The organism is Cryptosporangium sp. NPDC051539 (genome assembly GCF_044454545.1).
Lineage (GTDB): Bacteria > Actinomycetota > Actinomycetes > Mycobacteriales > Cryptosporangiaceae > Cryptosporangium.
The window spans coordinates 12,181-33,519 of sequence record NZ_JBITDV010000026.1; the positions used below are offsets into that span (position 1 = coordinate 12,181).

Below are 21,339 nucleotides of genomic sequence, written 5' to 3' on the forward strand. Positions count from 1 at the left end.
ACCGCCGTCCGGGCCTCCGCCGTCCGGGCCTCCGCCGTCCGGGCCTCCGCCGTCCGGGCCTCCGCCGTCCGGGCCTCCGCCGTCCGGGCCTCCGCCGTCCGGGCCTCCGCCGCCCCCGGTCTTTCCCGGCGAGCTCCCCTCCCGCCGCCACCACCGCTGCGCCGCGGTCCCCGGCGCGTCGATCCGGATGAGCGGACCCAAGCGCCCCGACCAGCACCTCGAACCCCAAGACGACCGCCCCCTCGCCGCACCCTTCTAGCCGCTCCGCTCCAGCCGCTCCGTTCCGCTTCGCTCAAGCCGCTCCGCACCGCCCGACCCCCCACCCCGCGGATCCACGACCCCACCAGGACGGCCATGTCTCTCCCGCACGAAAAGCGCGAACGCGGCCTGCCCCCGACCCTCGCGATGGCGGTCATGGGCACGGTCGCCACCGGCCCGCTCGCCGTCGTCACCGGCGGCGTCGCGACGACCGTCGGGACGACCGGCGTCATCGGGCTCGGCCTGATCTACGCGCTGGTGGCGGTCGCGCTGATCGCGTTCAGCCTGGCCAGCTCCGCGGTCGTGAGCCACACCGGCATCGCCGCCGGCCTGCACACCTACGTCGCCCGCGGACTAGGGGAGCGGCTCGGGCTCGGCGTCGCGGTGCTGATGGCGGTGTCGTACGCCGCACTCTCGATCAGCTACTTCGGCGTCATCGGCTTCGAGCTCCAGAGCCAGATCCGGGAGCACGCCCAGTACGCCGTGCCGTGGGTGATCCTGGTCGTCCCGTTCGTCGCGCTGGTTGGTTTCCTCGGCACGCGGTCGCTACGCACCGGCGCGATCGTCACCGTCGGCGTGCTGGGCGTCGTGGTCGCCGCGCACTTCCTGTTCGATTTCACCGCGATCGCCCACCCGGCCCCGGGCGGCTTCTCGACCGACACGCTCGACCCGGTCACGCTGTTCACCGGCGCGATCGGCGCCGCGGTCGGCTTCTCGGTGACCGCCTACCCGGGCATCGAGACGCCGATGGCACTCGGCGGCGAGCTCCGCGCGACCAGCCGTCAGGTCACCACCGCGGCCTACGTCGCGGTGATCGTCGCCGGGGTTGCCAACGTGATCGCGGCGCTCACCGTCACGTCCGCGCTCGGGCCGCAGACGCTCGCCGACGGAACCCTGGAGAAGGGCAGCGACCCGGTCTTCGACTTCCTCACGAACAACCTCGGTGCGGGCCCGGCCGGACTGTTCGGCGTCGCGAACTTGGTCGCGGTGTTCGGTGCCGCGCTCGTCCTGCACCAGGCCGCCGCGCGCTCGATGCGGTCGCTGGCCGCGGCCGGTGTGCTGCCTCCGGCGTTCGCCGTTCGGTCGAAACGGAACGGTGCCCCGCTGAACGCGTCGCTGCTGCAGAGCGGAGTTGCGATCGTCGTGCTGCTCGCGTTCGCGATCGGCGGCGCCGACCCGTTCCGGACCCTGTTCGTCATCCTGTCGAACATCGGCGCGGTCGGTGTGTTCCTCGCGCTGATCTGCGCGGCCGGTGCGGTGATGGTGTTCCTCCTGCGCAGCGACTCCGAGGGCGGCGGCTTCCTGGGCTGGGAGGGCAAGCTCGTCGCCGCGGTCGTCGCGGCGCTGTGTATCGGTGCGGTGCTGCTCTCCGCGTTGCTCGCGTCCGACGTCCGGCTCGACGTTCCGTCCGGCTCGTTCGCGGCGGCGGTACCGTCGCTGGTGGTGATCGCGGCGATCTTCACCGGTGTGCTCTGCCCGGCCCACCGTCGTACGGCGCGGTCGCTGGCGCTGGACGAGGTGGACGAGCACGCGACCCCTCCCGCGCTCGCGCCCGGTGGTGGTGACCGTCCGGCGGCCCCGTCCGGCACCGGGTTCCCCACCGGCTCGTACCCGCCTCCGACGGCGTCACCGGTCCTGTCGCCGAACGGCGGCTTCCCGGTGCGCAACCCCGCGTTCCACCACCCGCCCGCGGTCGGCCGTCCCTACCTTCCCTCTGCGGACGCTCCGCCGCCACCGCCCCGGCGCTAGGCCAACCAGGCCAACTGGGCCAACTGGGCCAACTGGGACGACGCGGCACGGCTAGTGAGCCGGTGCGAGCAGCGCCTGGATGCGTGCCACCAGCGCACTCGGGGCGAACGGCTTCGTGACGTAGTCGTCGGCACCGGCGGCCAGCCCCGCGTCGACGTCGTCCGGGGAGGCGGAGGCGGAGATCATGACGACGAGGGTGTCGCGGATCTCCGCGTCCGATCGCAGGGTCCGGCAGAACGCCAGCCCGGAAGTGTCGGGCAGCTGGACGTCGAGCAGCACCAAGTCGGGCCGATCCTCGCGCAGCGAGGCGAGCCCGTCGGCGCCGGTGATCGCGGTACGGACCCGGTGACCGACCGCGCGCAGCTTGACCGCCATCAGGTCCCGCATGTCCGGTTCATCCTCGACGACAAGGATGCTGCCCACATCGCCCCCTCATAGAAATGCCCATACTACGCATTCGGGACGCAGGGGCGGCGCGCCGTAGGCTGCGGGCCATGAGCGGCGACGCGGGACTGGCAGCATTGTCGGCGGCGACGGCAGACTTCGCGGCGGCCCGCGACTGGCAGCCCTGGCACACGCCGAAGAACCTCGTGATGGCGCTGTCCGGCGAGGTCGGGGAGCTCACCGCGCTGTTCCAGTGGCTCACTCCCGAACAGTCGGCCGCGGTCATGGCCGACGAGGAGGCCGCGGCCGACGTCCGCGATGAACTGGCCGACGTGGTGCTGTACCTGGTCCAGCTGGCCCGGGTCCTGGACGTGGACCTGATCGAGGCCGCCAACGCCAAACTGGCCCGGAACGAACACCGCTTCCCCGCGTCAGGCGTCGATCAGCGCGCCTAGACCGTCGAGGACGCGGGCCAGGCCGAAGTCGTAGGCGTGGGTCGCGTCGTAGGCGGCGTCGTGCGCCTCGCCGGCGGCGGTGCCGATCCGCGCGGCGCGGGGATAGCGGTCCGGGTCGAAGACCCGGGCCAGCAACGGGCCGTTCTCGGCCCACCAGTCCGCGTCGCTCCGGTCGTGGGTCCGCACCGCCGCGGCGCCGCGGGCGCAGGTCTCGACGAAGCCGAGCACGAACGTGAGCGCGGCGTCGCGGGTGACGTCGTCGAGGCCGGTGTCGTCGAACGCGCCGAGCTCGTACTCGTACTTCGCCATCGCGCCGGGCCCGAGCGGCGGCCGGCTCGTCGACACCTCGGCCAGCCAGGGGTGACGCTCGTGCAGCGCCCGGTTGTCGGCCGCGACCGCGGTCACCAGGGCGCGCCACCCGCCGTCGGACGGTGCCGTCCGCGACATGTCCGAGTACACCGCGTCGAGCATGAGGTCGATCAGCTCGGCCTTGCCCGGCACGTACGTGTAGAGCGTCATCGGCGCCACCGAGAGGTCGGTCGCGATCCGGCGCATCGTGACGGCGGCCAGCCCCTCGGCGTCCGCCAGATCGACAGCGACCGAGACGACGCGGCCGACGGTCAGCGTCGGACGCGGGCCGCGTGACGGACCCGGCTCCCTCTCGGCGTCGCGCCAGAGCAGGGCGAGGGTCCGCGCCGGATCGCCGGCGCTGCTGCGTTCGGGGGCCACGGGCCCCATCCAAGCAGGCCAGGTTTCCGTACGGCGTATAATGTACAGCGTACGACATCAATCGAGCGAAGGAGTGGCGATGCGCGTCACCGCGTCCGCGGTATCGCTGAACGTCGAGGACGTCCCGGCGTCCAGCCAGTTCCTGCAGAAGCACTTCGGGTTCCGCGAACAGATGTCAGCCGACGGGTTCTCGTCGCTCGGCCGTGACGACGCCGCGATGAACGTCATCTACCTGCGGCGTGGGCTGGAGACGCTGCCGGCCGATTTCCGGGAGGTCCGCGCGGCGGGCGTCCTCGTCGCGTTCGTGGTCGACGATCTGAACGGCGAGGAGGCGCGTCTGCGCTCGGAGGGCGTGCCGATCACGCACGAGCTGACCGAAGAGCCTTGGGGCGAGCGATTTCTGCAGGTCACCGACCCCAACGGCGTGATCGTTCAATTGGTCGACTGGGTCACGCCGAGCTGACCCCCGCCGCCGACGACGACCGGACCGTCGTCGTCCGGCGAGTGGACGAGCCGCGGGCCCCGCCCGGGCGGCCGCTCAGCCCTCCCGGTGGGGACGGGCGTCGCGGCGCCCGGCGGGGCCTCGTCCGAGCGCCCACCTAGCGGGACGGGCTCGCGGCCGGCGTCCGGGCCGGCGGCGCGGCCGGGGTGCCGGTGGGGGTCGGGGCCGCGCTGGACGCGGCCGGGGTTCCGGCCGGTGCGGAGCCGCTCGGCGTCGTCCCGGGTGACGCCGAGCCGGCCGACTCGGACGGCACCGGCTCGGAGGGGGCAGGCCCGGACGGGGTGGCCGGGGTCACCGGGGCCAGGCCCGGGAGCTGCTCGGCGAGCGGCGCACCGTCGGGCGTGCAGCCGGAGTACTCGTCCGTCCGCGACGGGTACACCCGCGGGTAGACGTTCTCGGCGGCGCCGCCGTCGGTGCGCGTCCGCGTCTGGATCGAGCAGGTCTCCGGCACCACGATCGGGTTGCCGTTCTGGTCGAACACCTGCGCGTCCCGGATGAGCTTCCCGTCCGGCCCGTAGACCCGCAGGTCATTGGTGCTGTCGAACGGCCCGGGGCTGTATCCGTACGAGGTTTCGTAGGAGTAGTTGTGGCTGCCGACGATCGCGATCCCGGCGATCGCGAGCAGGATGCCACCCGCGACCACCGCGGCCCGGATCCACGGCGCGAACCGGTCGGTCCGGCGCCCGAGCCAGACCGACGCGTACGCGGCCGCCACCACGAAGATCAGGAACAGCATCGCTTCGCCGCCGTCGCCCGGCAGCACCCCGTCGAAGCCGCTGCCGAACACCGCGAAGACGAAGGCGGCGAAGAAGAACCCGCGCAGCACCCACCAGCCCGGCCGCAACTCCGGCAGGAACGCACGGAACCGCCGGTAGGCGGGGAGGGCGTCGAGCGTCGCCCGGGCGCTCGCGAGCTGGCCGCGGAGCCGGCCCGCCGGCGAGTTGTCGACGGTGGGTGCCGGCTCGAGCCCGGCCGCGGACCGTAACTCGGCCGCGTACGCCTCCGGCGGCCCGAGCCGTTCGACGAGCGCCGCCTGGGTGAGCGTGCCCGGCGTCTCCGCGCTGACGTCGGCCAGGTGCGCGGAGAGATCCTCGAGCAGCTCGTTGCGCTCTTCGTCCGGCAAGTCGGCGAGGGCGGCCCGGACCCGCTGCAAGTAGCGGTCCGCCTCGGTTCCGACGGTCGGTGCGGTCATGACTGCTCCTCCCTACGGTCGGTGCAGCCCTGACCGCACAGCGACTCTGCTAGCTGCACCTCGCGCGAGCGCTCGGTCATGCCACTGCCTCCCCGGTCAACAGGTCGTCCATGGTCCGGGCGAAGCCGGTCCACGTCTTCGTCGACTCGGTGAGCTGGTCCCGTCCGACGTCGGTGATTCCGTAGTACTTGCGATGCGGCCCCTCTTCGCTGGGGACGACGTACGACGTCAGGCATCCGGCGGAGTAGAGCCGCCGGAGCGTCCCGTACACCGAAGCGTCCCCGACGTCGGCAAGCCCCGCGGCGCGCAACCGCCGGAGCACGTCGTAGCCGTAACCGTCGGCGTCCCTGATCACGGCTAGGACCGCGAGATCGAGCACGCCCTTGAGCAACTGTGTGGTGTCCACGTCCACCTCCTGCGGACGGGAGACTACTGTGCATTGCGCTATACCGGCAACAGGGGATCCCCGTGGGCGGCCAGTGTCGTGGCCGGGGCGCTGGGGCGGGGTGCAGATACAACAACGGTCGCTGTCTCAGACAGCGACCGTCACCCAACTATTCACTGATCTTGCCGGGTGGATGATTCGGTCGGCCGGAATCGTCCCTGGTGAATTGCGTCGACTCACTCCGGCGGCCCGGTGCGCAACATTTCTCAGCCGGTTCACATCTGCGGTGCAAGGCGAGGTGCACACCGTCGGGAGAGGATAGAGCCGGGCCGGTCGCGGTGTGCGAACCGGCCCGGGCGGGCGAGGGTCAGCCAGAGAACGCGGGCTGCTCGGTGTTCGTCGCCGGGCGGCCGGCGTGCTCGCCGGCGTCGTCGCCGGGCTGCTCCGAGAAGTGCTGGCGGTAGCGCTCGATGACCTCATTCGGCAGGCGCCCGCGCGAATTGACGTCGATGTTGTTGGACTCGGCCCATTCCCGGATCGCGGCGTTCTCGGCGCGGCTGCTCGTCGAGGTCGCGGTGCTGGTGGCCTGCTTCCGTCCCTTGCGGACGGTGCCGCCGGTGCGCCGGCCGGCCTGCACGTACTCGTCGAGGATCTCGCGGAGCTTGTCCTGGTTCCCGGAGGACAAATCAATTTCGTACTCGACGCCGTCGATGCCGAAGTTGACCGTCGGACGATCAACGGAAGACGGATCAATTTCTGAGTTATCGAGGTCATCAGTGAGAATGACCAGCTCTTTCCTCGCCATGCTGGGCATAATACATGATCGCCGGGGAAGTCCTTGGAATGGGGTGGAAATTGCTGGCATTCTCGGCCCCGCGCAAGAGCGGGGAGTTGACTACCCGTTTGTCCGCATTATCGTGGAGCGATCGGCCCCAACGAGGGGCGCCGACGGTACGAACGGGGGTTCGCCATGGCGAAGAAGAAGAAGGACAAGAAGAAAAACAAGAAGAAGAAGTAGTGGCGGCCCGCCCAGGACGGCGCTGACAGCACCGCCCTGGGCGGGCTCCGGGTCGGAGCGTCAGGCGGGGATGTTCACCTTCAGGGGGGCCTCGGTGGCGGCCACCACCTCGTCCACGGTGACGCCCGGCGCGGTCTCGACCAGTTCCAGCCCCGACTCGGTCACGTCGATCACGGCGAGGTCGGTGATGATTCGCTGGACGCACGCCTTGCCGGTCAACGGCAGCGAGCACTCCGACAGGATCTTCGCGCTCCCGTCCTTGGCCACGTGCTCCATGACGACGATGACCCGCTTCGCGCCGTGGACCAGGTCCATCGCGCCGCCCATTCCCTTGATCATCTTCCCGGGGATCACCCAGTTGGCGATGTCTCCACCCGCCGACACCTGCATCGCGCCGAGAATCGCCACGTCGATGTGTCCGCCGCGGATCATCCCGAACGACATCGCCGAGTCGAAGAACGAGGCGCCGGGCAGCAGCGTCACGGTCTCTTTGCCCGCGTTGATCAGGTCGGCGTCCTCGTCGCCCTCGTAGGGGTACGGCCCGACGCCGAGGATCCCGTTCTCGGACTGGAGGGTGACGTGCACGCCCTCCGGCACGTAGTTCGGGATCAGCGTCGGCAGCCCGATGCCCAGGTTGACGTACTGCCCGTCCTGCAGTTCTCCGGCCGCCCGCGCGGCCAGTTGCTCACGGGTCAATGCCATGGTCAGACCTCCGAGCGGGGACGAGTGGTGCGCTTCTCGATCTGCTTGCCCTCGGTGCCGACCGGCCCGACCACCCGCTGGACGTACACGCCCGGCACGTGGATCTGTTCGGGCAGGATCACGCCCGGCTCGACCAGCTCTTCGACTTCGGCGATCGTGATCCGCCCTGCCATCGCGCACAGCGGATTGAAGTTCCGCGCCGACTCGTGCATGACGAGGTTGCCGTGCCGGTCGCCGACCGCGGCCCGGACCAGGGCGTAATCGGTGACGATGCCCTCCTCGAGGACGTACTCCTTGCCACCGAACTCCCGCACCTCCTTCGCGGGCGACGCCACCTCGACCTCGCCGTCCGCGTTGTAGCGCCACGGCAGCCCGCCGTCCGCGATCATCGTGCCGACGCCGGCCGGCGTGAAGAACGCCGGGATGCCCGAGCCACCGGCGCGGAGCCGCTCGGCCAGCGTGCCCTGCGGTGTCAGCTCGAGCTCCAGTTCACCGCCCAGGTACTGCCGGGCGAACTCCTTGTTCTCGCCGACGTAGGAGCCGATCACCCGCGAGATCCGGTGATCCTTGAGCAGAACGCCCAGCCCCCAGACGTCGACACCGCAGTTGTTCGACACCACGCGCAGGTCCCCGACGCCGGTCGCGTGCAACGCGTCGATCAGTACGTGTGGAATACCGCACAACCCGAAGCCGCCGACGGCCATCGACGCACCGGCCGCGATGTCCGCGACCGCCTCCGCTGCCGACGACACAACTTTGTCCGAGCTGATGACGCACCTCCAGCACCTGATTTTCTAGCGAGACCGTCTTATATTGCGCAACGGCGTCTCGCTTAGCAACCAGCGAGAGAACGATCTCCGGGTACAGCGGGAAGTCTTCCAGCCCAACGGCCACGCGGGAACGGCCCTCCGCGGCGATCGTCACCACCCGCGAGCCGGCCCGTCCTGCTCTACGAGCGCTCTCACCTGCAACTTCGCTCTCACCGAACCGCACCCTTACTGCTCCCTCGACAGGGTTCCGACGGGTTGCCCGGCGATCTACCGTGGTGCTACGACAGACGCGGGCGGGGGTGGTCCGAATGACGTCACTGCGTTCCGCGATCTCCGACGGTCCGCGACCGGCGACGTTCGATGCGTTGCGCTCGGCTGATCCGCGGATCGCCGACCTGCTGTACGGGGAGTACGACCGGGTCAGGCACGCGATCCAGCTCACCGCGAGCGAGAACTTCACGTCGCCCGCGGTCCGCGCGGTACTCGGGTCGACGCTCGGCGACAAGCACGCCGAGGGTTACCCCGGGCGGCGCTACTACGGCGGGTGCGAGTTCCTCGACCAGGCCGAAGAGCTCGGGCGGACCCGCGCCCGCGAGCTGTTCGGCGCCGAGCACGCGAACCTGCAGCCGCACTCGGGCACGCTGGCCAACCTGGCCGCGTTCGCCGCGCTGCTGGTGCCCGGAGACACGGTGCTGGCGATGGAGCCCCGTTACGGTGGTCACTTCACGAGCGGCTCGAGCCGGAACTTCTCCGGCAAGTGGTTCCGCACGGTCGGGTACGGCGTCCGGCGCTCGGACGAGCGCATCGACTACGACCAGGTCCGCGACCTCGCGGCCGAGCACCTCCCGAAGCTGATCGTCTGCGGCCCCACCGCGTACACCCGTCTGATCGACTTCGCCGCGTTCCGCGAGATCGCCGACGAGGTCGGCGCCTACTTCCTGGTGGACGCCGCGCAGATCAGCGGACTGGTGGCCGGCCGGGCCATGCCCTCGCCGATCCCGTACGCGGACGTCGTCACCTGCACGTCGCACAAGTCGCTGCGCGGCCCGCGCGGTGGGCTGATCCTCTGCACCCGCGCGCTGAGCCGCCGGATCGACAACGCGGTGTTCCCGTTCCTGCAGGGCGCTCCGCAGATGAACAACGTCGCCGCGAAGGCGGTCGCGCTCGGCGAGGCGGCCGACGCCGACTTCGTCGACTACGCGCAGAACGTGCTCACGAACGCGTCCGCGCTGGCCTGCGGGCTGGAAGCGGCCGGGCTGCGGCTGGTGGCCGACGGCACCGACAACCACATGGTGCTCGTGGATCTCGGGGATGCCGGGATCACCGGTGCGGAGGCCGAGCAGCGCTGCCGGGACGCCGGGATCCTGCTCACCAAGCACGTGCTGCCGTTCGACCACCGTCTGCCGGAGCACGGGTCCGGCCTGCGGCTCGGAACGCTCGCGGCGACGACCCAGGGGATGACCGAGGCCGACATGTTCACCGCGGCGGAGCTGATCGTCCGGGCGATCCGGGGCGCCGATCCGGTGGCCCTGCGCAACGACGTCGCCGATCTGGCCGAGCAGTACCCCTGCTACTGAAGACCGACGGCTCGGGCGGCGTCGAAGGGGCGCTCCGCCTCAGCGCGCGAGTCTTGTCGGGACCGGGCCCGGGTCGTCGAACAGTTCGCGGACGTCGTCGCGGGCGAGTACCGACATCGCCCAGATGCCGACCGGGATGCCGGCCACGAACCAGCACGAGAGCGGCAGCAGCGCGACGGTCGCGCTGATCACCCCGAAGATCCGGGCCCGGCGCTGCAACAGCGCGATGCCACCGGCCAGGATGACCGCCCCCAGTGGCAGGCTGACCAGCGCCAACGAGATCCCGGCCAGTGCTGCGAGCTGTTCGCCGGCCGGCCGCTGCCGTCCGTACGAGAACGGCTGGGCGCAGAGCAGCACCAGACCCGGCAGAACGTCGAGGAGGCCCAGCGTGATCAGCGCGAGGCTCGCCCGGCGGAGGCTGATCTCCGCCGGCGTCGGCGTCAACCCGGGCACCCGCCCGAACCTAGCGGACCGTCCCGAGGGCAATTAACAAGAACTTCCAGTTTGGTCCCGTAAGTGCCCGAGATGCGGCTAAGTTCTTGCCCCGACCCCCAAGGCCCAACCCCTGACCCGGTCACCCCGGAGGCGTTGCTGATGCTTTCTCGCCGTTCGTTATCCGTTGCCGTCGCCGTCCTGCTCGGGCTGGCGGTCGGCACACCGGCCGTCGCCGGTCCACCGACCCCAGCCCAGTCCGGCGCCGCCGCGTCGAAGAAACTGACCTCCGCGGTGAACGTCGGCGGAGTGCTCACGCACCTCCGCAAGTTCCAGCGGATCGCCGACGCCAACCACGGCACCCGCGCGTCCGGCACCCCCGGTTTCAACCAGAGCGCCGACTACGTCGCGGCGAAACTCAAGCACGCCGGGTACCGGGTCACCCGGCAGAACTTCGAGTTCCCGTTCTTCCAGGAGCTGTCGCCGTCGAAGTTCTCGCAGGTGAGCCCCACTGCGACGACCTACGTCAACGGCACCGACTTCGCCACGCTCTCGTTCTCCGCCGACGGCACCGCGCAGGGCACGGTCACCGCGGTCGACGTCAACCTGACGCCGCCGCGCGCCTCGACGAGCGGCTGCGAAGCCGCCGACTTCGCGAGCTTCCCGCGGGGCAACGTCGCGCTGGTGCAGCGCGGCACGTGTGACTTCGGGGTCAAAGTGAACAACGCCGCCGCGGCCGGTGCCGTCGGCGTCATCGTGTTCAACCAGGGCAACGGCACCGAGGCCGACAACGCCGACCGGTACGAGCTGTTCGAGGGCAACCTCGGCGGTCCGGTGCCGGTCCCGGCGATCTCGGTCCCGTACGCGCTCGGCGCCCAGCTGGCCGGCACGACGAACACGGTCGTGAAGATCGAGACCGACACGCTCTCGGAGACCCGCACCACGCAGAACGTGATCGCCGAGACGCCCGGCGGACGCGCGGACAACGTCGTGATGGCCGGTGCGCACCTCGACTCGGTGCCGGAAGGTCCCGGCATCAACGACAACGGCACCGGCAGCGCCGGACTGCTCGAGGTCGCGCTCAAGTACGCGCCGCTGGCCCGGTCCGCGAAGCCCGTGAACAAGGTCCGGTTCGCCTGGTGGGGAGCGGAGGAGGGTGGCACGCTCGGGTCCCAGCACTACGTCGACGGGTTGACCCCGGCGCAGGTCGCGGACATCGGGCTGTACCTGAACTTCGACATGATCGGCTCGCCGAACTACGTGCTCGCGGTCTACGACGGCGACAACTCCACCGGCACGGGTGCACCCCCGGCGGGGTCGGGCGCGCTCGAGAAGATCTTCCGGACGTATCTCACGAGCCGCGGTCAGAAAGCCATCGACACCGAATTCGACGGACGTTCTGACTACGGCCCGTTCATCGCCGAGGGCATCGGAATCCCGTCCGGTGGCCTGTTCACCGGCGCCGAAGGCATCAAGACCGCGGAGGAAGTAGCCGCGTTCGGCGGGGTGCCGGGCCTCGCGTACGACCCGTGTTACCACCAGGCCTGCGACGGGTTCGCACGAACCGGTGCGGACGCCGCCGTCTACCAGAAGATCGTCGCGGCGTACGGCAAGAAGATCGTCGGCAACCTGAACGTGTTCGCGCTCGATCTGAACGTGGACGCGATCGCCGACGCGGTGGCGCGCCTGTCGTTCGACACCACCGGGGTGTCCGCGCCGGGCGACACCGCTCCGGCGTCGGCTTCGACGGGCGGCGGGGGCCAGCGGGGTCCGATCCCGACCGCCTGACGCCGGACCCGCTCCCCGGCGCGCTCGGCGCGTCGGGGAAGCGGGTGCCGGTGCCTGGGGAAAATGCGACTAATCTCCTGATCCGGGACTTATTGACGTCTTCCCGGGGAGATTTTTCATGGTCGCCCGCTCCCAGCCCCGATTCCTGCGGGTGATGGCCGCGCTTGCGCTGACTGGGCTCGTCGGCCTGGCCGCCAACCAGATGACCGCCGCCGCGGACCAGCCCCGGCCGGCCCGCGAACCCGCCGGCGAGGCGCCCGCGGCCGTCCGGCCCGCCCCCCAGGCCCCGGCGACGACGCCGGTTCGGCGTCCCGCGGTCAGGGCACCCGGTGCCGACCGCGGCGCGGCCGAGCGGGGACTCTCGGCCGGACGGGCGCTGGCGGCGCAGGTGACAGTGGACGGCGTCCTCTCGCACCTGCGCGCCTTCCAGAACGTCGCCGACTCGTCCGGCCACACCCGGATGAGTGGCCCCGGCCAGGGCTATCCCCGCAGCGTCGCCTACGTCGGGAAGCAGCTCCGCGGCGCGGGCTACCGGGTCACCCGCCAGCGCTTCGACTACCCGTACTTCGAGGAGCGCCACCCGACGACGTTCCAGCGGGGGGCGAAGACGTACCGCTCGCCAGGCGACTTCCAGATCCTGAGCTACGCGGGCTCCGGCACGGTCGAGGCGCCGGTCGTGGCGGTCGACGTCGACCTCCGGCCCCCGCGCCACTCGACCAGCGGCTGTGAGACCGCCGACTTCGCGCACTTCCCGCGCGGCTCGGTCGCGCTGCTGCAGCGGGGGACCTGCGAGTTCCGCGAGAAGGTCCGCAACGCGATCGCGGCGCACGCGTCCGCCGTGATCATTTTCAACCAGGGGACCGGCACCCCCGCGAAGAACAAGGACCAGTTCGACGCGTTCGGCGGCACGCTCCAGTCCGCGGTGACCGTCCCGGCGATCTCCGTGTCGTACGCGGTCGGCGCCGAGCTCGCGAAGTCCGCGCGGGCACGCGTCCGCATCACGACGGACACGGTGGCGCAGAGCCGCACCACCGAGAACCTGATCGCGGAGCTGCCGCGCAGCGGTGGCCGGACCGTCATGGTCGGTGCGCACCTGGACTCGGTCCCGGAGGGGCCGGGGATCAACGACAACGGCAGCGGGAGCGCCGCGGTGCTGGAGGTCGCGCTGCGCTACGCCGAGCTGGCACGCAGCGCGCGGCCGGCCAACTCCGTGCGGTTCGCCTGGTGGGGCGCGGAGGAATTCGGCCTGCTCGGGTCGGCGCACTACCTCGAGAAGCTGACGGCGGCGCAGCGGCGCGCGATCGCGCTGTACCTCAACTTCGACATGATCGCGTCGCCGAACTACAACCTCGGCGTCTACGACGGCGACGACTCGGCCAAGCAGACCGGAGCGTCCCGCGGACCGGCGGGGTCGGCGCGGATCGAGAAGTTCTTCCGGGAGTTCCTCGCCGATCGCGGGCAGAAGTCGACGCCGAGCGGCCTCGACGGCCGGTCGGACTACGCGTCGTTCGCCGACCGGGGCATTCCGGTCGGCGGAATGGACACCGGGGCGGAGGGGACGAAGACGGCGGCCGAGGTCGCGAAGTTCGGCGGTGTGTCCGGCGTCGACTACGACCCCTGCTACCACCAGGCCTGCGACGCGCTGACGCCGCCCACGGCACATCCGGAGGCGTACCGGAAGCTGCGCAAGGCCTACGGCAGCCGGCTGGTCGGCAACGTCAACGTGGTGCCGCTCGACCTGATCAGCGATGCGATCGCGACCGCGGTCGGACGGTACGCGTACGACCTGTCGGACGTGGCCGGCGCGTCATCGAGCCCGGCTCCCTGACGGTGCGCAGATCGTCAGCGTGACCGTGGTGCTGGCGTCGACCTCGACGCCGTCCTCCGGCGTCTGATCCAGGACGAGGTTGCCCTCGCAACCGGTGCCGCTGAGCGGCTTCAGCGCCGGCGCGAGGCCGGCGTCACGCAGGTCGTCCTGCGCGTCGGTGATCGTCATCCCGACGAGGCTGGGCACCTCGATCCGGGTGCGGACGTCGGGCGAGCACTGGGTCAGCACCATCCCCGAGGCCAGGACGACGGCGGCGCCGAGCACGCCGACGGTGAGGATGCTCGGACGGGCCGGGGGCCGGGGCTGCGTGGCTCGGGGCTTCCCGGCCGGTTCGGGCGGCGCGATCGTGGAACGCAGCGGGAACGGCGTGGTCGGCACCCCGGCGAAGTTCAGCTCGTCGTCGGAGAACCGCTGGTAGGTGGAGCGGGCGACTTCCCAGGCGTGGTCGAGGTCGCGCTCGTCCAGGTCGATGATCGCCCCGCCCCGGGCGACGAACCCGAACCCGACGACGAGCGGACGCCCGGAGCCGTCGAGCGCCGGGCTGCCGTCGGGGCCGCGGATACCGCGGACGTGATAGGCCACGCACAGGTCGTCGAGCCGAGCCACCGCCGGCCGCACGGTCTCGTCCTCGCTGCGGACCACGCCGAGCAGTTGTCCGCTCTCGCCGGAGTGGACCAGGAAGTCGGGTGCCATCAGCAGCCGGTAGCCGAGCTCCCGGCCCCGGCCGATCAGGAACACCCAGCCGGACGCGGTCACCGGAGGTTCCGTGCGGTCAGGTCGGACGCCGGGAGCGTGACCTTGAGCGCGGTCATCTTGTCGCGGAATTCCTCGAGCACGAGGCTGCGCGCGAGCCGGGCCTCCTCCGCCTGCTCCTGCGCGTCCTGCACGATCGCGTCTACGCGCTCCATCCGCCGGTCGAACGGCTTGCCGATCCACTCGACGAAGATGTCGGCGACCCCGGCGCTGAACGCGTTGCGGCCGATCGCGATCTCGGCCGCCGTGCGGACCGCGACGCCGGCCGGCCGGGCCAGGAACTTCCCGACCGCGGACGCGGTCTCGGCGATCGACAGGCGGGAGAGACGGCGGGCCTGCGCGCGGATCTGCTGCTCGGTCTCCTGGTCCAGCCGGACCTGGATCTGCGCGTAGAGATCCGGCAGGACCGCGCAGAACGGCATCTCGACGTTGACCGGCTGGAGCCGGCCGTTCGGGCGCTTGATCATCCGGCCCTCGTCGTCGACCGTCGCGAAGTAGCGGCCGATCGCGCTCACCGGGAGCAGCCGCACGATCCGCTGGTTGGCGCGCCGGAAGTTGACCATGTTCCGGATCGCCGGTTGTTTGAGCAGGACGTCGTCGCGGATCCGCTGGAGGCGCGAGTTCTCGTCGTTGTCGTCGTCGAACAGGTCCCACTTGGTGAGGATGAAGTGTGCGGGGCAGAGCGCACTGCGCATCATGTCGACCATCGGCAGGATGCGGTTCTCGATGTAGACGATGCCGCGGGGCTCGTTGTCGAGGTATTCGATGACGCGCTGGCCGTCGATGATGCCGAAGATCGCGTGGGCCCGTTCGACTCGCGTCTGGAGATCGACCTGGCCGTGTTCGCGCTGATTGAGTCCGTCGGAAGGAACCTGGACGCCGGTCAGGAGTTCGCCGGCGTAGTCGAGGTACTCGAATTTGAGGATCGGATATTCGCGGTCCTCGTAGGAGCCGATGCAGGAGAAGTCGAAACTGCGGGTGTTGCCGAGCATCGTGCCGGGCGGCCAGGTGGAGGATGGGTCGCGTAAGCGCTCGTAGATCCCGGTGAGCTCGGTCGAGGACTGGAGATCGGTGTGGAGACGGAAGTTGCCGTTTTCCAGCTCGGTGCGCAGGCTGTGGAACATGCTCGCGAGGAATACCGTCTTGCCGGTTTCCTGGGCGCCGAGCGCGACGACACGGAAGCTTTCGAGAACGGGAGCTTCGACGCTGACCGCTCGGGGCTGGGAACGGTGCCGTTGCTGCGCTATGGCGATTCCGATGATCGCGATGACCACGAGGACGCCCGCCGCTATGCCGATCAGGTTCATGGCGTGACCGCTTTCGATTCGCGTCTTTGCCGTGGACGCTATCGAGGCGGGGTGGGCGTCACATCCGTGGAAGCACTGAGTGCGCCGGGGGTCCTTTTCGGCGGCGGTTTCTTTTGAAGGAGCGGGCGGGGTCGGCGGGTTCAGCGCGGGTTGGCGGGGTTGGCGGGTTCAGCGCGGGTTGGCGGGGTTGGCGGGTTCAGCGCGGGTTGGCGGGGTTGGCGGGTCAGAAGGAGCGGGCGCTCGGGCGGCCTTGGCCGCCGTCGACGACGATGTTGGCGCCGGTGATCCAGGAGGCCCGGTCGGAGAGCAGGAACGCGGCGACGTCGCCGATCTCCTCCGGGTGCCCGAGCCGTCCGAACGGGAACTCGGTCGCGCGGAAGTGCTCGAACACCTCGGGGTCGCGCGCCTTGAACCCCTCCCAGCTGCCGCCCTCGAACAGGATCGAGCCCGGGCTGATCGAGTTCACCCGGATGCGCAGCGGAGCGAGCTCGAGCGCGAGCGTCGCGGCCAGGTGGATCTCACCGGCCTTGGCCGCCGAGTAGGCCGTCCGCGGAGCGGGCTTCGTGCCGTTCACCGAGGCCACGAACAGCACCGACCCGCCGCCGGCCTGCTCGAGGTGGGGGAGCGCGGCCTTCGTGGCGGCCGCCGCGTGCCCGGCGTTGAGCGCGTACGTGTCGAGGAAGTCGTCAATGGAGCTGGTGCGGAGGTTCCCGGGACCGACCGTGCCACCGACGTTGGCGACGACCCGGTCGAGGCCGCCGAGCGCTTCGGCGACCTCGTCGACCGCGGTCTTCACGGCCTCGGCATCGCTCACGTCGGCGACCACCGTGACGACCGGGCGGCCGTGGCGTCCGATCTTGTCGGCGGCGTCGGCCAGGCCGTCGGGGCCGCGGGCGATCAGCCCGACCCAGGCGCCTTCCGCCGCCAGGGAGTCGGCGATCGCCAGCCCGAGGCCGCGGCTGCCGCCGGTGATCACTGCGCGTGCGCCATCGAGCCCGAGGTCCATGTTTTGTCACGGTACTTGGCCTCGTGGAGGGTTTCGATTCGTGGGTCAGATGACGTGATTGACGGGGATATGGGCTTTGCCGCGGACCGCCGATACTCTGTGCTCATGGCGATCGCCGAGGAACTCGTCGCGGGGGTCGTGTCCAGCGTGCTCGCCGTGCTGCTGGTGGAGATCTACCTCGCGGTGCGGCGCAGGTACCGGAAACGCGCCTTACGCTGGCTGATCGGCACGGAGACCGCGTCGGTGGTGACGCCGGTCTATCCCTGGGCCGAACAGGGGCATCCGTCCGGCCTGCTGACGACGTACGACGCGATCGGGCTAGCGCACGTCCTGGAGGCCTGCAACCGCCTCGGCACCGTGCCGGTCGTCACGCGCAGTGGCGACTCGACCGAGAACTCGCCGCTGGACGTGATCGCGATCGGTGGCCCGTCGGGCAACCAGGTGAGCGCGACCTTCCTCAAGGCGTACTGCCCCGGGTTCGAGGTGCTGACCGACCCGGAGACCGGGCGGCTGTCGTACCGCTGCGGCGGCCGCGTGTTCGAGCGGACCGACGACGAGACCTTCGCGTTCCTCGTCCGTTTGTCGCCCCACGAGACGGGTCTGCCGGGCACCGCGCTGGTCGTCTGGGGACACTCCGCGGTGGCGACGGCCGCGGCGGGGTATTTCGTGGCCAGGTATCCCGAGGCGTTGCGCAAGATCGGCAAGGGGTCGTTCTTCGTGGCGATCTCGGTGCGGTACGTGCTGGGGTACCGGTCTTTCGACACCCGTCCGATCGACCTGACCGCCGCGGCCTTCGCGCCGCCGGTGGTGCCCAGGCCGGTCTCGGCGCCGCCCGCGCCGTCGGACGAGGAGCCGCGCGGGCGCCGCTTCGGCCGCGCGCGCCGGTCGTCGTCTTCTGGGTCGTCGTCTGTGGGGTCGTCATCGGCTGAGCCGATGCCGATGCCGATGCCGGTGGGCAGGACGGCTGTGGTCGGTGGCCGGTCGCGAGTGGCCGAGGCGTTGGACGACGTCCGGTCGTCGTCGGTGTCCGCGTCCGAGACGCCTGCGCCGATTGGAACGGCGTCGGTCGTCAGTGCCCCGGAGCTGCCGCCGCTGGCGCCGCCGCGTGCGAGCCCGCCGGCGCCGACGCCGGTTGAGCCGTCGGACCCGGCGTCGTCGTCGTCGGGGTCGTCGTCGGACGCCGGGGAGGCGGAGGCGGCGGAGGCGGCGGAGGCGGCGCCCAAGCCGAGGCGAGGCCGTACCCCGAAATCCACGTAGTCGCACGCTGAGTGTCGGAGGGCAGACAGTCCGGAGGGGCGTGCCTCGGTGTGCGCGGGTGGGCGCTAATCTGCCGTGGTCGGGGGCGGTAGCTCAGTTGGTTAGAGCAGGGGACTCATAATCCCTTGGTCGTGGGTTCGAGCCCCACCCGCCCCACCAACCGTAACGCGTCAGTGCCGTGTGCCGAAAGGCGAACGTCAGGGTCTGGAACCGTCTGTCGTCTCGCGTACGGCGTCCACTACCTAAGTTGACCGCTCCAGATTGTAATATCTAATGTTTGGTACTCAGAGATCACGATCTTAGTGACGCGGATCCTAACGACTAGGCCGTGGCCAATGTAGCAAAAACTCTCGCCGGGTGAATCCGGCTGAATCCAAGTCCGAAAGCGAGTGCTTTTGCTGCACTGCAGATATGACGGAGAGGTCGAGTCTACGGTCGCGAATGTTCCATTCGCCTCTGCGTTGTAGACGCCGCCGATGTTGGTGATGTCTTGGGCGACACCGCTTTCGCTTTCAGCCGGTCGGCTCCCGGGATCTGCGAAACTTAGACCATATCCGTTCGTTAGATCCACAGTGTAGGCGGCGAGTTGGGTGCCGTCCCGCAGGGGTGTACTTTGCGAGGGTTGGCCGCCACTGCGAGATGGATTGGCTAGCTTTTCGCTGCTCGTTTGCTGTCCGCCGGTTGGTTCCGTGGCGCTATCCGGGCGCGCCGTATTTCTACCTGCAACGAAGCTTGCTGCGGCTATCGTCGTCGCGAGAAGGGCTGCAATTGCCGAAATCCAAGCCGGGCCCAGCTCGGCAATTCCCTTCCTCTTGGAGGCGTTCTCATTCATCACTTATTCTTCCCCGAGGGTGGCCACTCTCTCCATAGTAGGCCATTCGTGCTATAGAGCTCGGGTGCATATCCTGGGAGTTTCAGGCAAAGAAATCCATTCGGGGTTATGTTACTTCGATGTGAGGTTTCTTCATCGCTAGAGGGTTCTGTCTTAAAAGGGGGAAGGTGTGTGCTGATTGGGTGTGGCGTCGGATTGGTGAGGAAGCGGAGCTATGGGGTGGGCTATCCTCTACCTCGTGCAGGACAATGCAGCGGTCCGCCCCTACGAGCCGATGACGCTAGCCCGGCTAGGCGTCGGCTTGGCATCGAGTGACGACTCCGAGCGCTGGCGTTGGGTGGCGGAGTTCTTGGAGGAGTACCGCTGGGAGCCGGCTGGTGTCCGGCCTCGCCTGCTCGCGGAGGAGCCTGCTCCGACTGGCGATGAGCACTGGGACGTGTTCCTAGCCGCGTTGGCTGAGCATCTGGCCGCAAGGGACGGGCGCGGGGGGCCGGCCTGGGCGGAAGAGCGGTCGTTGCGCACGTTCTGGTTTCCGTTCAACACTCGGGCGGCCAGGGTCGACGCTGTGGTGCACGCGCCGGCGGCGTTTCGGCGTAGGGGCGTCTTCGTCGCGGCGCAGGAGCTTGAAGTCGCGTGAGCGGCGGTGACTCGTTTCTCGACCGTGCGTCGATCGAGGATGCGTTCCGGCGTCTTGGCGACCGGCTCGCGCGCCGCGGTGTGATTGCCGACCTGTACATCTTCGGCGGCGCCGCGATGGCGCTGGCGTACGACGCCCGCCGGTCGACCCGCGATATCGACGCGGTGTTCCAGCCGCACGGAGTCGTTCTGGACGAGGCACGGGCGGTAGCGGATGAGCTCGGTCTTCCCCACTGGTGGCTGAACGAGCAGGCGAGCAGCTATGTCGCGCCCGGCGGTGACCCCAATGCGGCGAGGGTCTTCGATCACCCTGGCCTGAGGGTGGCTGCGGCTTCTCCGGAGCATCTCTTGGCCATGAAGGTGCTCGCGGCCAGACGCAGGGATGTTGATGACATCCGCTTCTTGGTCAAGCACCTCGACTTGGCTGATGTCGAGCAGGTTCTGGTCGTGTGCGCTGAGGTCTTCCCCGATGAGGAAGTGCCACCGAGGGCGCACCGAATCCTTGAGGACGTCTTCGGCGACGAGTGACCGGCGCATCGACTCGTTAGCGCTCCGGCCCTAAATGGATTCGGGCCCTGACGTTACAGCAGAGTATTCGACGCTCTACGGTGCCCGCCGACCTGCGTCTTCGCTGGTCGGCACAGCGCTACACCCGTTAGTCCTCATAATCCCTTGGTCGTGGGTTCGAGCCCCACCCGCCCCACCACCAGGCAATACGCTGGATCCGGGCAGGACTGGCCGCGCCGGAGGTCCGCCTGGCCGCATAGCGGTCGTGCAGGATGGGATTCGGTGCCGACAGATTCGGGACTGCGGCCTTCAGGTGACGTTCGGCGTGGAGGGCCGCGTGACGGCTACCACGGTGAGAACTTCGTCGAGGCCTCGGTAGTCGTCAGGATTGGTGGTGAAGAGCGGAAGGCCTTCCGCTACGGCGGTCGATGCGATCATCAAATCGGCGACTCGCCGCCGAGGTTTCCGTCCGATGCTGACGACAGCTGCACAGAGGCGTCCGTAGATGCGAGCGGCCTCGGCATCGAAAGGGATCGGGTCGAATTCGTTCTCGGCCCGCTGGAGGACGTCCATTCGTCGGGCTCGTTCGGCAAATTCGTCGTAATCGCTCTGCTCGTCATTACGGCGAACTTCGTGGGGGCCGGCGGATAGCTCTGCCAACGTGATCGCGCTGATCGCCATTTCGGCTGGAAGTTCGTCCGGGTTGATCCATCGGCGAAGGATCATGATGTTCGTGTCGATGAGCCCCTGCGTATGGTCATGGGTCATACGGATCGTCCAGACCGTGCTCGGCTGTGGCGTCCTGGTCGGCTCGGAAGGCTTGGATCGACAGGTCGGGGGCGCTCCTGGACATGGCGGTGAACTCGGCGCGCGGGACGAAGCGCCGCCGGCGCCGCAAGGGGACCAGCTCTCCGATTTCCTGTCCGTCGCGGGTGACCGTGAAGGCCTGGCCCGCCTGCACGGCGTCCATGATTTCCTTCGATCTGTTGCGTAGATCGCGCTGGGTGATCTCCGGTTGAGCGGCCATGAGTCGATCGTACGCGGCTGCGGCACGGCGTGCTACGCGGTAGCACACCGTCGGTTGGCCTAGCGGCGAGACCTTGGCCCGGTAGGGGGCGCTGCGGGCCCTTGCGTGCGACGTCGCCCGGATGGGCTGTCGTCTGGCACCGTTCCCGCTTAGCCTCAATACCGGTAACTTAGGTCTAATTCGGTCGTTGGTCAGGTCGTGCCACGTGCGGGTCAGGTAAAGGTCGTCGGTGAGCGGTTGTCGGA

General features: G+C 69.6%; 24 protein-coding genes and 1 tRNA gene. 11 read left to right on the plus strand and 14 right to left on the minus strand.

The genetic code is table 11. The features are described 5' to 3' along the window. A partial coding sequence (locus tag ACIBZJ_RS42640; RefSeq protein ID WP_395939328.1) for a hypothetical protein occupies positions 1–201 on the minus strand: 201 nt, incomplete at its 3' end. A 153-nt stretch (positions 202–354) separates the two neighbouring features. On the opposite strand from ACIBZJ_RS42640, the gene ACIBZJ_RS42645 reads away from it, so the two are divergent. Then, positions 355–2,007 carry a hypothetical protein gene (locus ACIBZJ_RS42645; RefSeq protein WP_395939329.1) on the plus strand — a complete coding sequence of 551 codons (1,653 nt, stop codon included), beginning with the start codon at positions 355–357 and terminating at the stop codon, positions 2,005–2,007. A gap of 51 nt (positions 2,008–2,058) precedes the next feature. On the opposite strand, the gene ACIBZJ_RS42650 is transcribed toward ACIBZJ_RS42645, so the two are convergent. Further along, the gene (locus ACIBZJ_RS42650) at positions 2,059–2,430 is read right to left on the minus strand and encodes a response regulator transcription factor (RefSeq protein WP_395939330.1); all 372 of its coding nucleotides are present in this window, start codon (positions 2,428–2,430) and stop codon (positions 2,059–2,061) included. A gap of 71 nt (positions 2,431–2,501) precedes the next feature. On the opposite strand from ACIBZJ_RS42650, the gene ACIBZJ_RS42655 reads away from it, so the two are divergent. Further along, complete coding sequence (locus ACIBZJ_RS42655; RefSeq protein WP_395939331.1) at positions 2,502–2,846, plus strand: nucleotide pyrophosphohydrolase; 345 nt, start codon at positions 2,502–2,504, stop codon at positions 2,844–2,846. Here the strand turns inward: ACIBZJ_RS42655 and ACIBZJ_RS42660 are convergent. After that, entirely contained in the window at positions 2,823–3,575 is a 753-nt protein-coding gene (locus ACIBZJ_RS42660; RefSeq protein ID WP_395939332.1) for a TetR/AcrR family transcriptional regulator, read from the minus strand. The two genes, ACIBZJ_RS42655 and ACIBZJ_RS42660, sit on opposite strands and share 24 nt — an antisense overlap. Positions 3,576–3,654: 79 nt before the next feature. Here ACIBZJ_RS42660 and ACIBZJ_RS42665 point away from each other — a divergent pair, with 79 nt between their 5' ends. Beyond that, complete coding sequence (locus tag ACIBZJ_RS42665) at positions 3,655–4,038, plus strand: VOC family protein (RefSeq protein WP_395939333.1); 384 nt, start codon at positions 3,655–3,657, stop codon at positions 4,036–4,038. A gap of 136 nt (positions 4,039–4,174) precedes the next feature. Here the strand turns inward: ACIBZJ_RS42665 and ACIBZJ_RS42670 are convergent, their stop codons facing one another. The 5 genes from ACIBZJ_RS42670 to ACIBZJ_RS42690 all read right to left on the minus strand — a co-directional run bounded on the left by ACIBZJ_RS42670 (position 4,175) and on the right by ACIBZJ_RS42690 (position 8,144). Beyond that, on the minus strand, positions 4,175–5,269 hold the full coding sequence (locus tag ACIBZJ_RS42670) for an HAAS signaling domain-containing protein (protein WP_395939334.1): 1,095 nt from the start codon (positions 5,267–5,269) through the stop codon (positions 4,175–4,177). Positions 5,270–5,345: 76 nt separating this feature from the next. After that, a complete protein-coding gene (locus ACIBZJ_RS42675) occupies positions 5,346–5,675 on the minus strand; it encodes a PadR family transcriptional regulator (RefSeq protein ID WP_395939335.1) in 330 nt (109 codons plus the stop codon). A gap of 346 nt (positions 5,676–6,021) precedes the next feature. Then, positions 6,022–6,459: an Lsr2 family protein gene (locus tag ACIBZJ_RS42680; RefSeq protein WP_395939336.1), complete on the minus strand. Its 438-nt coding sequence runs from the start codon at positions 6,457–6,459 to the stop codon at positions 6,022–6,024. Positions 6,460–6,732: 273 nt separating this feature from the next. After that, positions 6,733–7,374 (minus strand): CoA transferase subunit B, encoded by a 642-nt coding sequence (locus ACIBZJ_RS42685; protein ID WP_395939337.1) that lies wholly within the window; start codon positions 7,372–7,374, stop codon positions 6,733–6,735. Positions 7,375–7,376: 2 nt separating this feature from the next. Next, positions 7,377–8,144: a CoA transferase subunit A gene (locus ACIBZJ_RS42690; protein WP_395939351.1), complete on the minus strand. Its 768-nt coding sequence runs from the start codon at positions 8,142–8,144 to the stop codon at positions 7,377–7,379. Positions 8,145–8,452: 308 nt separating this feature from the next. On the opposite strand from ACIBZJ_RS42690, the gene glyA reads away from it, so the two are divergent. Further along, positions 8,453–9,721 (plus strand): serine hydroxymethyltransferase, encoded by a 1,269-nt coding sequence (gene glyA, locus ACIBZJ_RS42695; protein ID WP_395939338.1) that lies wholly within the window; start codon positions 8,453–8,455, stop codon positions 9,719–9,721. Positions 9,722–9,760: 39 nt separating this feature from the next. Here glyA and ACIBZJ_RS42700 read toward each other — a convergent pair whose 3' ends face one another. Continuing rightward, on the minus strand, positions 9,761–10,174 hold the full coding sequence (locus ACIBZJ_RS42700) for a hypothetical protein (RefSeq protein WP_395939339.1): 414 nt from the start codon (positions 10,172–10,174) through the stop codon (positions 9,761–9,763). Between the two features lie 141 nt (positions 10,175–10,315). On the opposite strand from ACIBZJ_RS42700, the gene ACIBZJ_RS42705 reads away from it, so the two are divergent. Continuing rightward, positions 10,316–11,941: a M28 family peptidase gene (locus ACIBZJ_RS42705; RefSeq protein WP_395939340.1), complete on the plus strand. Its 1,626-nt coding sequence runs from the start codon at positions 10,316–10,318 to the stop codon at positions 11,939–11,941. Positions 11,942–12,059: 118 nt separating this feature from the next. Beyond that, the gene (locus tag ACIBZJ_RS42710) at positions 12,060–13,769 is read left to right on the plus strand and encodes a M28 family peptidase (RefSeq protein WP_395939341.1); all 1,710 of its coding nucleotides are present in this window, start codon (positions 12,060–12,062) and stop codon (positions 13,767–13,769) included. Here ACIBZJ_RS42710 and ACIBZJ_RS42715 read toward each other — a convergent pair. Both ACIBZJ_RS42715 and ACIBZJ_RS42720 read right to left on the minus strand, forming a co-directional pair. Then, on the minus strand, positions 13,749–14,525 hold the full coding sequence (locus ACIBZJ_RS42715) for a PASTA domain-containing protein (protein WP_395939342.1): 777 nt from the start codon (positions 14,523–14,525) through the stop codon (positions 13,749–13,751). The two genes, ACIBZJ_RS42710 and ACIBZJ_RS42715, sit on opposite strands and share 21 nt — an antisense overlap. Further along, positions 14,522–15,646, minus strand: coding sequence for a hypothetical protein (locus ACIBZJ_RS42720; protein WP_395939343.1), 1,125 nt, complete (start codon positions 15,644–15,646; stop codon positions 14,522–14,524). The genes ACIBZJ_RS42715 and ACIBZJ_RS42720 overlap by 4 nt, the downstream gene beginning before the upstream one ends. On the opposite strand from ACIBZJ_RS42720, the gene ACIBZJ_RS42725 reads away from it, so the two are divergent. Beyond that, positions 15,638–15,946 (plus strand): hypothetical protein, encoded by a 309-nt coding sequence (locus ACIBZJ_RS42725; protein ID WP_395939344.1) that lies wholly within the window; start codon positions 15,638–15,640, stop codon positions 15,944–15,946. The genes ACIBZJ_RS42720 and ACIBZJ_RS42725 overlap by 9 nt on opposite strands. A gap of 106 nt (positions 15,947–16,052) precedes the next feature. Here the strand turns inward: ACIBZJ_RS42725 and ACIBZJ_RS42730 are convergent, their stop codons facing one another. Beyond that, positions 16,053–16,835: an SDR family NAD(P)-dependent oxidoreductase gene (locus tag ACIBZJ_RS42730; RefSeq protein WP_395939345.1), complete on the minus strand. Its 783-nt coding sequence runs from the start codon at positions 16,833–16,835 to the stop codon at positions 16,053–16,055. A 105-nt stretch (positions 16,836–16,940) separates the two neighbouring features. On the opposite strand from ACIBZJ_RS42730, the gene ACIBZJ_RS42735 reads away from it, so the two are divergent. The 4 genes from ACIBZJ_RS42735 (at position 16,941) to ACIBZJ_RS42750 (ending at position 20,088) form a co-directional block, all read left to right on the plus strand. After that, positions 16,941–18,092, plus strand: coding sequence for a hypothetical protein (locus ACIBZJ_RS42735; protein ID WP_395939346.1), 1,152 nt, complete (start codon positions 16,941–16,943; stop codon positions 18,090–18,092). Between the two features lie 82 nt (positions 18,093–18,174). Next, a tRNA-Ile gene (locus tag ACIBZJ_RS42740) sits at positions 18,175–18,251 on the plus strand. Positions 18,252–19,162: 911 nt separating this feature from the next. Then, on the plus strand, positions 19,163–19,561 hold the full coding sequence (locus ACIBZJ_RS42745; protein ID WP_395939347.1) for a hypothetical protein: 399 nt from the start codon (positions 19,163–19,165) through the stop codon (positions 19,559–19,561). After that, positions 19,558–20,088 (plus strand): DUF6036 family nucleotidyltransferase, encoded by a 531-nt coding sequence (locus ACIBZJ_RS42750; RefSeq protein WP_395939348.1) that lies wholly within the window; start codon positions 19,558–19,560, stop codon positions 20,086–20,088. Before ACIBZJ_RS42745 ends, ACIBZJ_RS42750 begins: the two co-directional genes overlap by 4 nt. Positions 20,089–20,376: 288 nt before the next feature. Here ACIBZJ_RS42750 and ACIBZJ_RS42755 read toward each other — a convergent pair whose 3' ends face one another. Together ACIBZJ_RS42755 and ACIBZJ_RS42760 are read right to left on the minus strand one after the other, a co-directional pair. Beyond that, positions 20,377–20,835 (minus strand): type II toxin-antitoxin system VapC family toxin, encoded by a 459-nt coding sequence (locus tag ACIBZJ_RS42755; RefSeq protein WP_395939349.1) that lies wholly within the window; start codon positions 20,833–20,835, stop codon positions 20,377–20,379. Further along, positions 20,825–21,094, minus strand: a complete 270-nt coding sequence (locus tag ACIBZJ_RS42760) for a type II toxin-antitoxin system prevent-host-death family antitoxin (protein WP_395939350.1) — start codon at positions 21,092–21,094, stop codon at positions 20,825–20,827. The genes ACIBZJ_RS42755 and ACIBZJ_RS42760 overlap by 11 nt, the downstream gene beginning before the upstream one ends. Positions 21,095–21,339 lie beyond the last annotated feature (245 nt).

Excerpts from the sequence above, each read along its gene's own strand:
- ACIBZJ_RS42730 (WP_395939345.1), bottom strand. The coding sequence starts at position 16,835 with ATGGACCTCGGGCTCGATGGCGCACGCGCAGTGATCACCGGCGGCAGC.
- ACIBZJ_RS42665 (WP_395939333.1), top strand. The coding sequence starts at position 3,655 with ATGCGCGTCACCGCGTCCGCGGTATCGCTGAACGTCGAGGACGTCCCG.
- glyA (WP_395939338.1), top strand. The coding sequence starts at position 8,453 with ATGACGTCACTGCGTTCCGCGATCTCCGACGGTCCGCGACCGGCGACG.
- ACIBZJ_RS42720 (WP_395939343.1), bottom strand. The coding sequence starts at position 15,646 with ATGTTCCACAGCCTGCGCACCGAGCTGGAAAACGGCAACTTCCGTCTC.
- ACIBZJ_RS42655 (WP_395939331.1), top strand. The coding sequence starts at position 2,502 with ATGAGCGGCGACGCGGGACTGGCAGCATTGTCGGCGGCGACGGCAGAC.
- ACIBZJ_RS42645 (WP_395939329.1), top strand. The coding sequence starts at position 355 with ATGTCTCTCCCGCACGAAAAGCGCGAACGCGGCCTGCCCCCGACCCTC.
- ACIBZJ_RS42705 (WP_395939340.1), top strand. The coding sequence starts at position 10,316 with ATGCTTTCTCGCCGTTCGTTATCCGTTGCCGTCGCCGTCCTGCTCGGG.
- ACIBZJ_RS42710 (WP_395939341.1), top strand. The coding sequence starts at position 12,060 with ATGGTCGCCCGCTCCCAGCCCCGATTCCTGCGGGTGATGGCCGCGCTT.
- ACIBZJ_RS42685 (WP_395939337.1), bottom strand. The coding sequence starts at position 7,374 with ATGGCATTGACCCGTGAGCAACTGGCCGCGCGGGCGGCCGGAGAACTG.
- ACIBZJ_RS42670 (WP_395939334.1), bottom strand. The coding sequence starts at position 5,269 with ATGACCGCACCGACCGTCGGAACCGAGGCGGACCGCTACTTGCAGCGG.
- ACIBZJ_RS42760 (WP_395939350.1), bottom strand. The coding sequence starts at position 21,094 with ATGGCCGCTCAACCGGAGATCACCCAGCGCGATCTACGCAACAGATCG.
- ACIBZJ_RS42680 (WP_395939336.1), bottom strand. The coding sequence starts at position 6,459 with ATGGCGAGGAAAGAGCTGGTCATTCTCACTGATGACCTCGATAACTCA.
- ACIBZJ_RS42735 (WP_395939346.1), top strand. The coding sequence starts at position 16,941 with ATGGCGATCGCCGAGGAACTCGTCGCGGGGGTCGTGTCCAGCGTGCTC.
- ACIBZJ_RS42755 (WP_395939349.1), bottom strand. The coding sequence starts at position 20,835 with ATGACCCATGACCATACGCAGGGGCTCATCGACACGAACATCATGATC.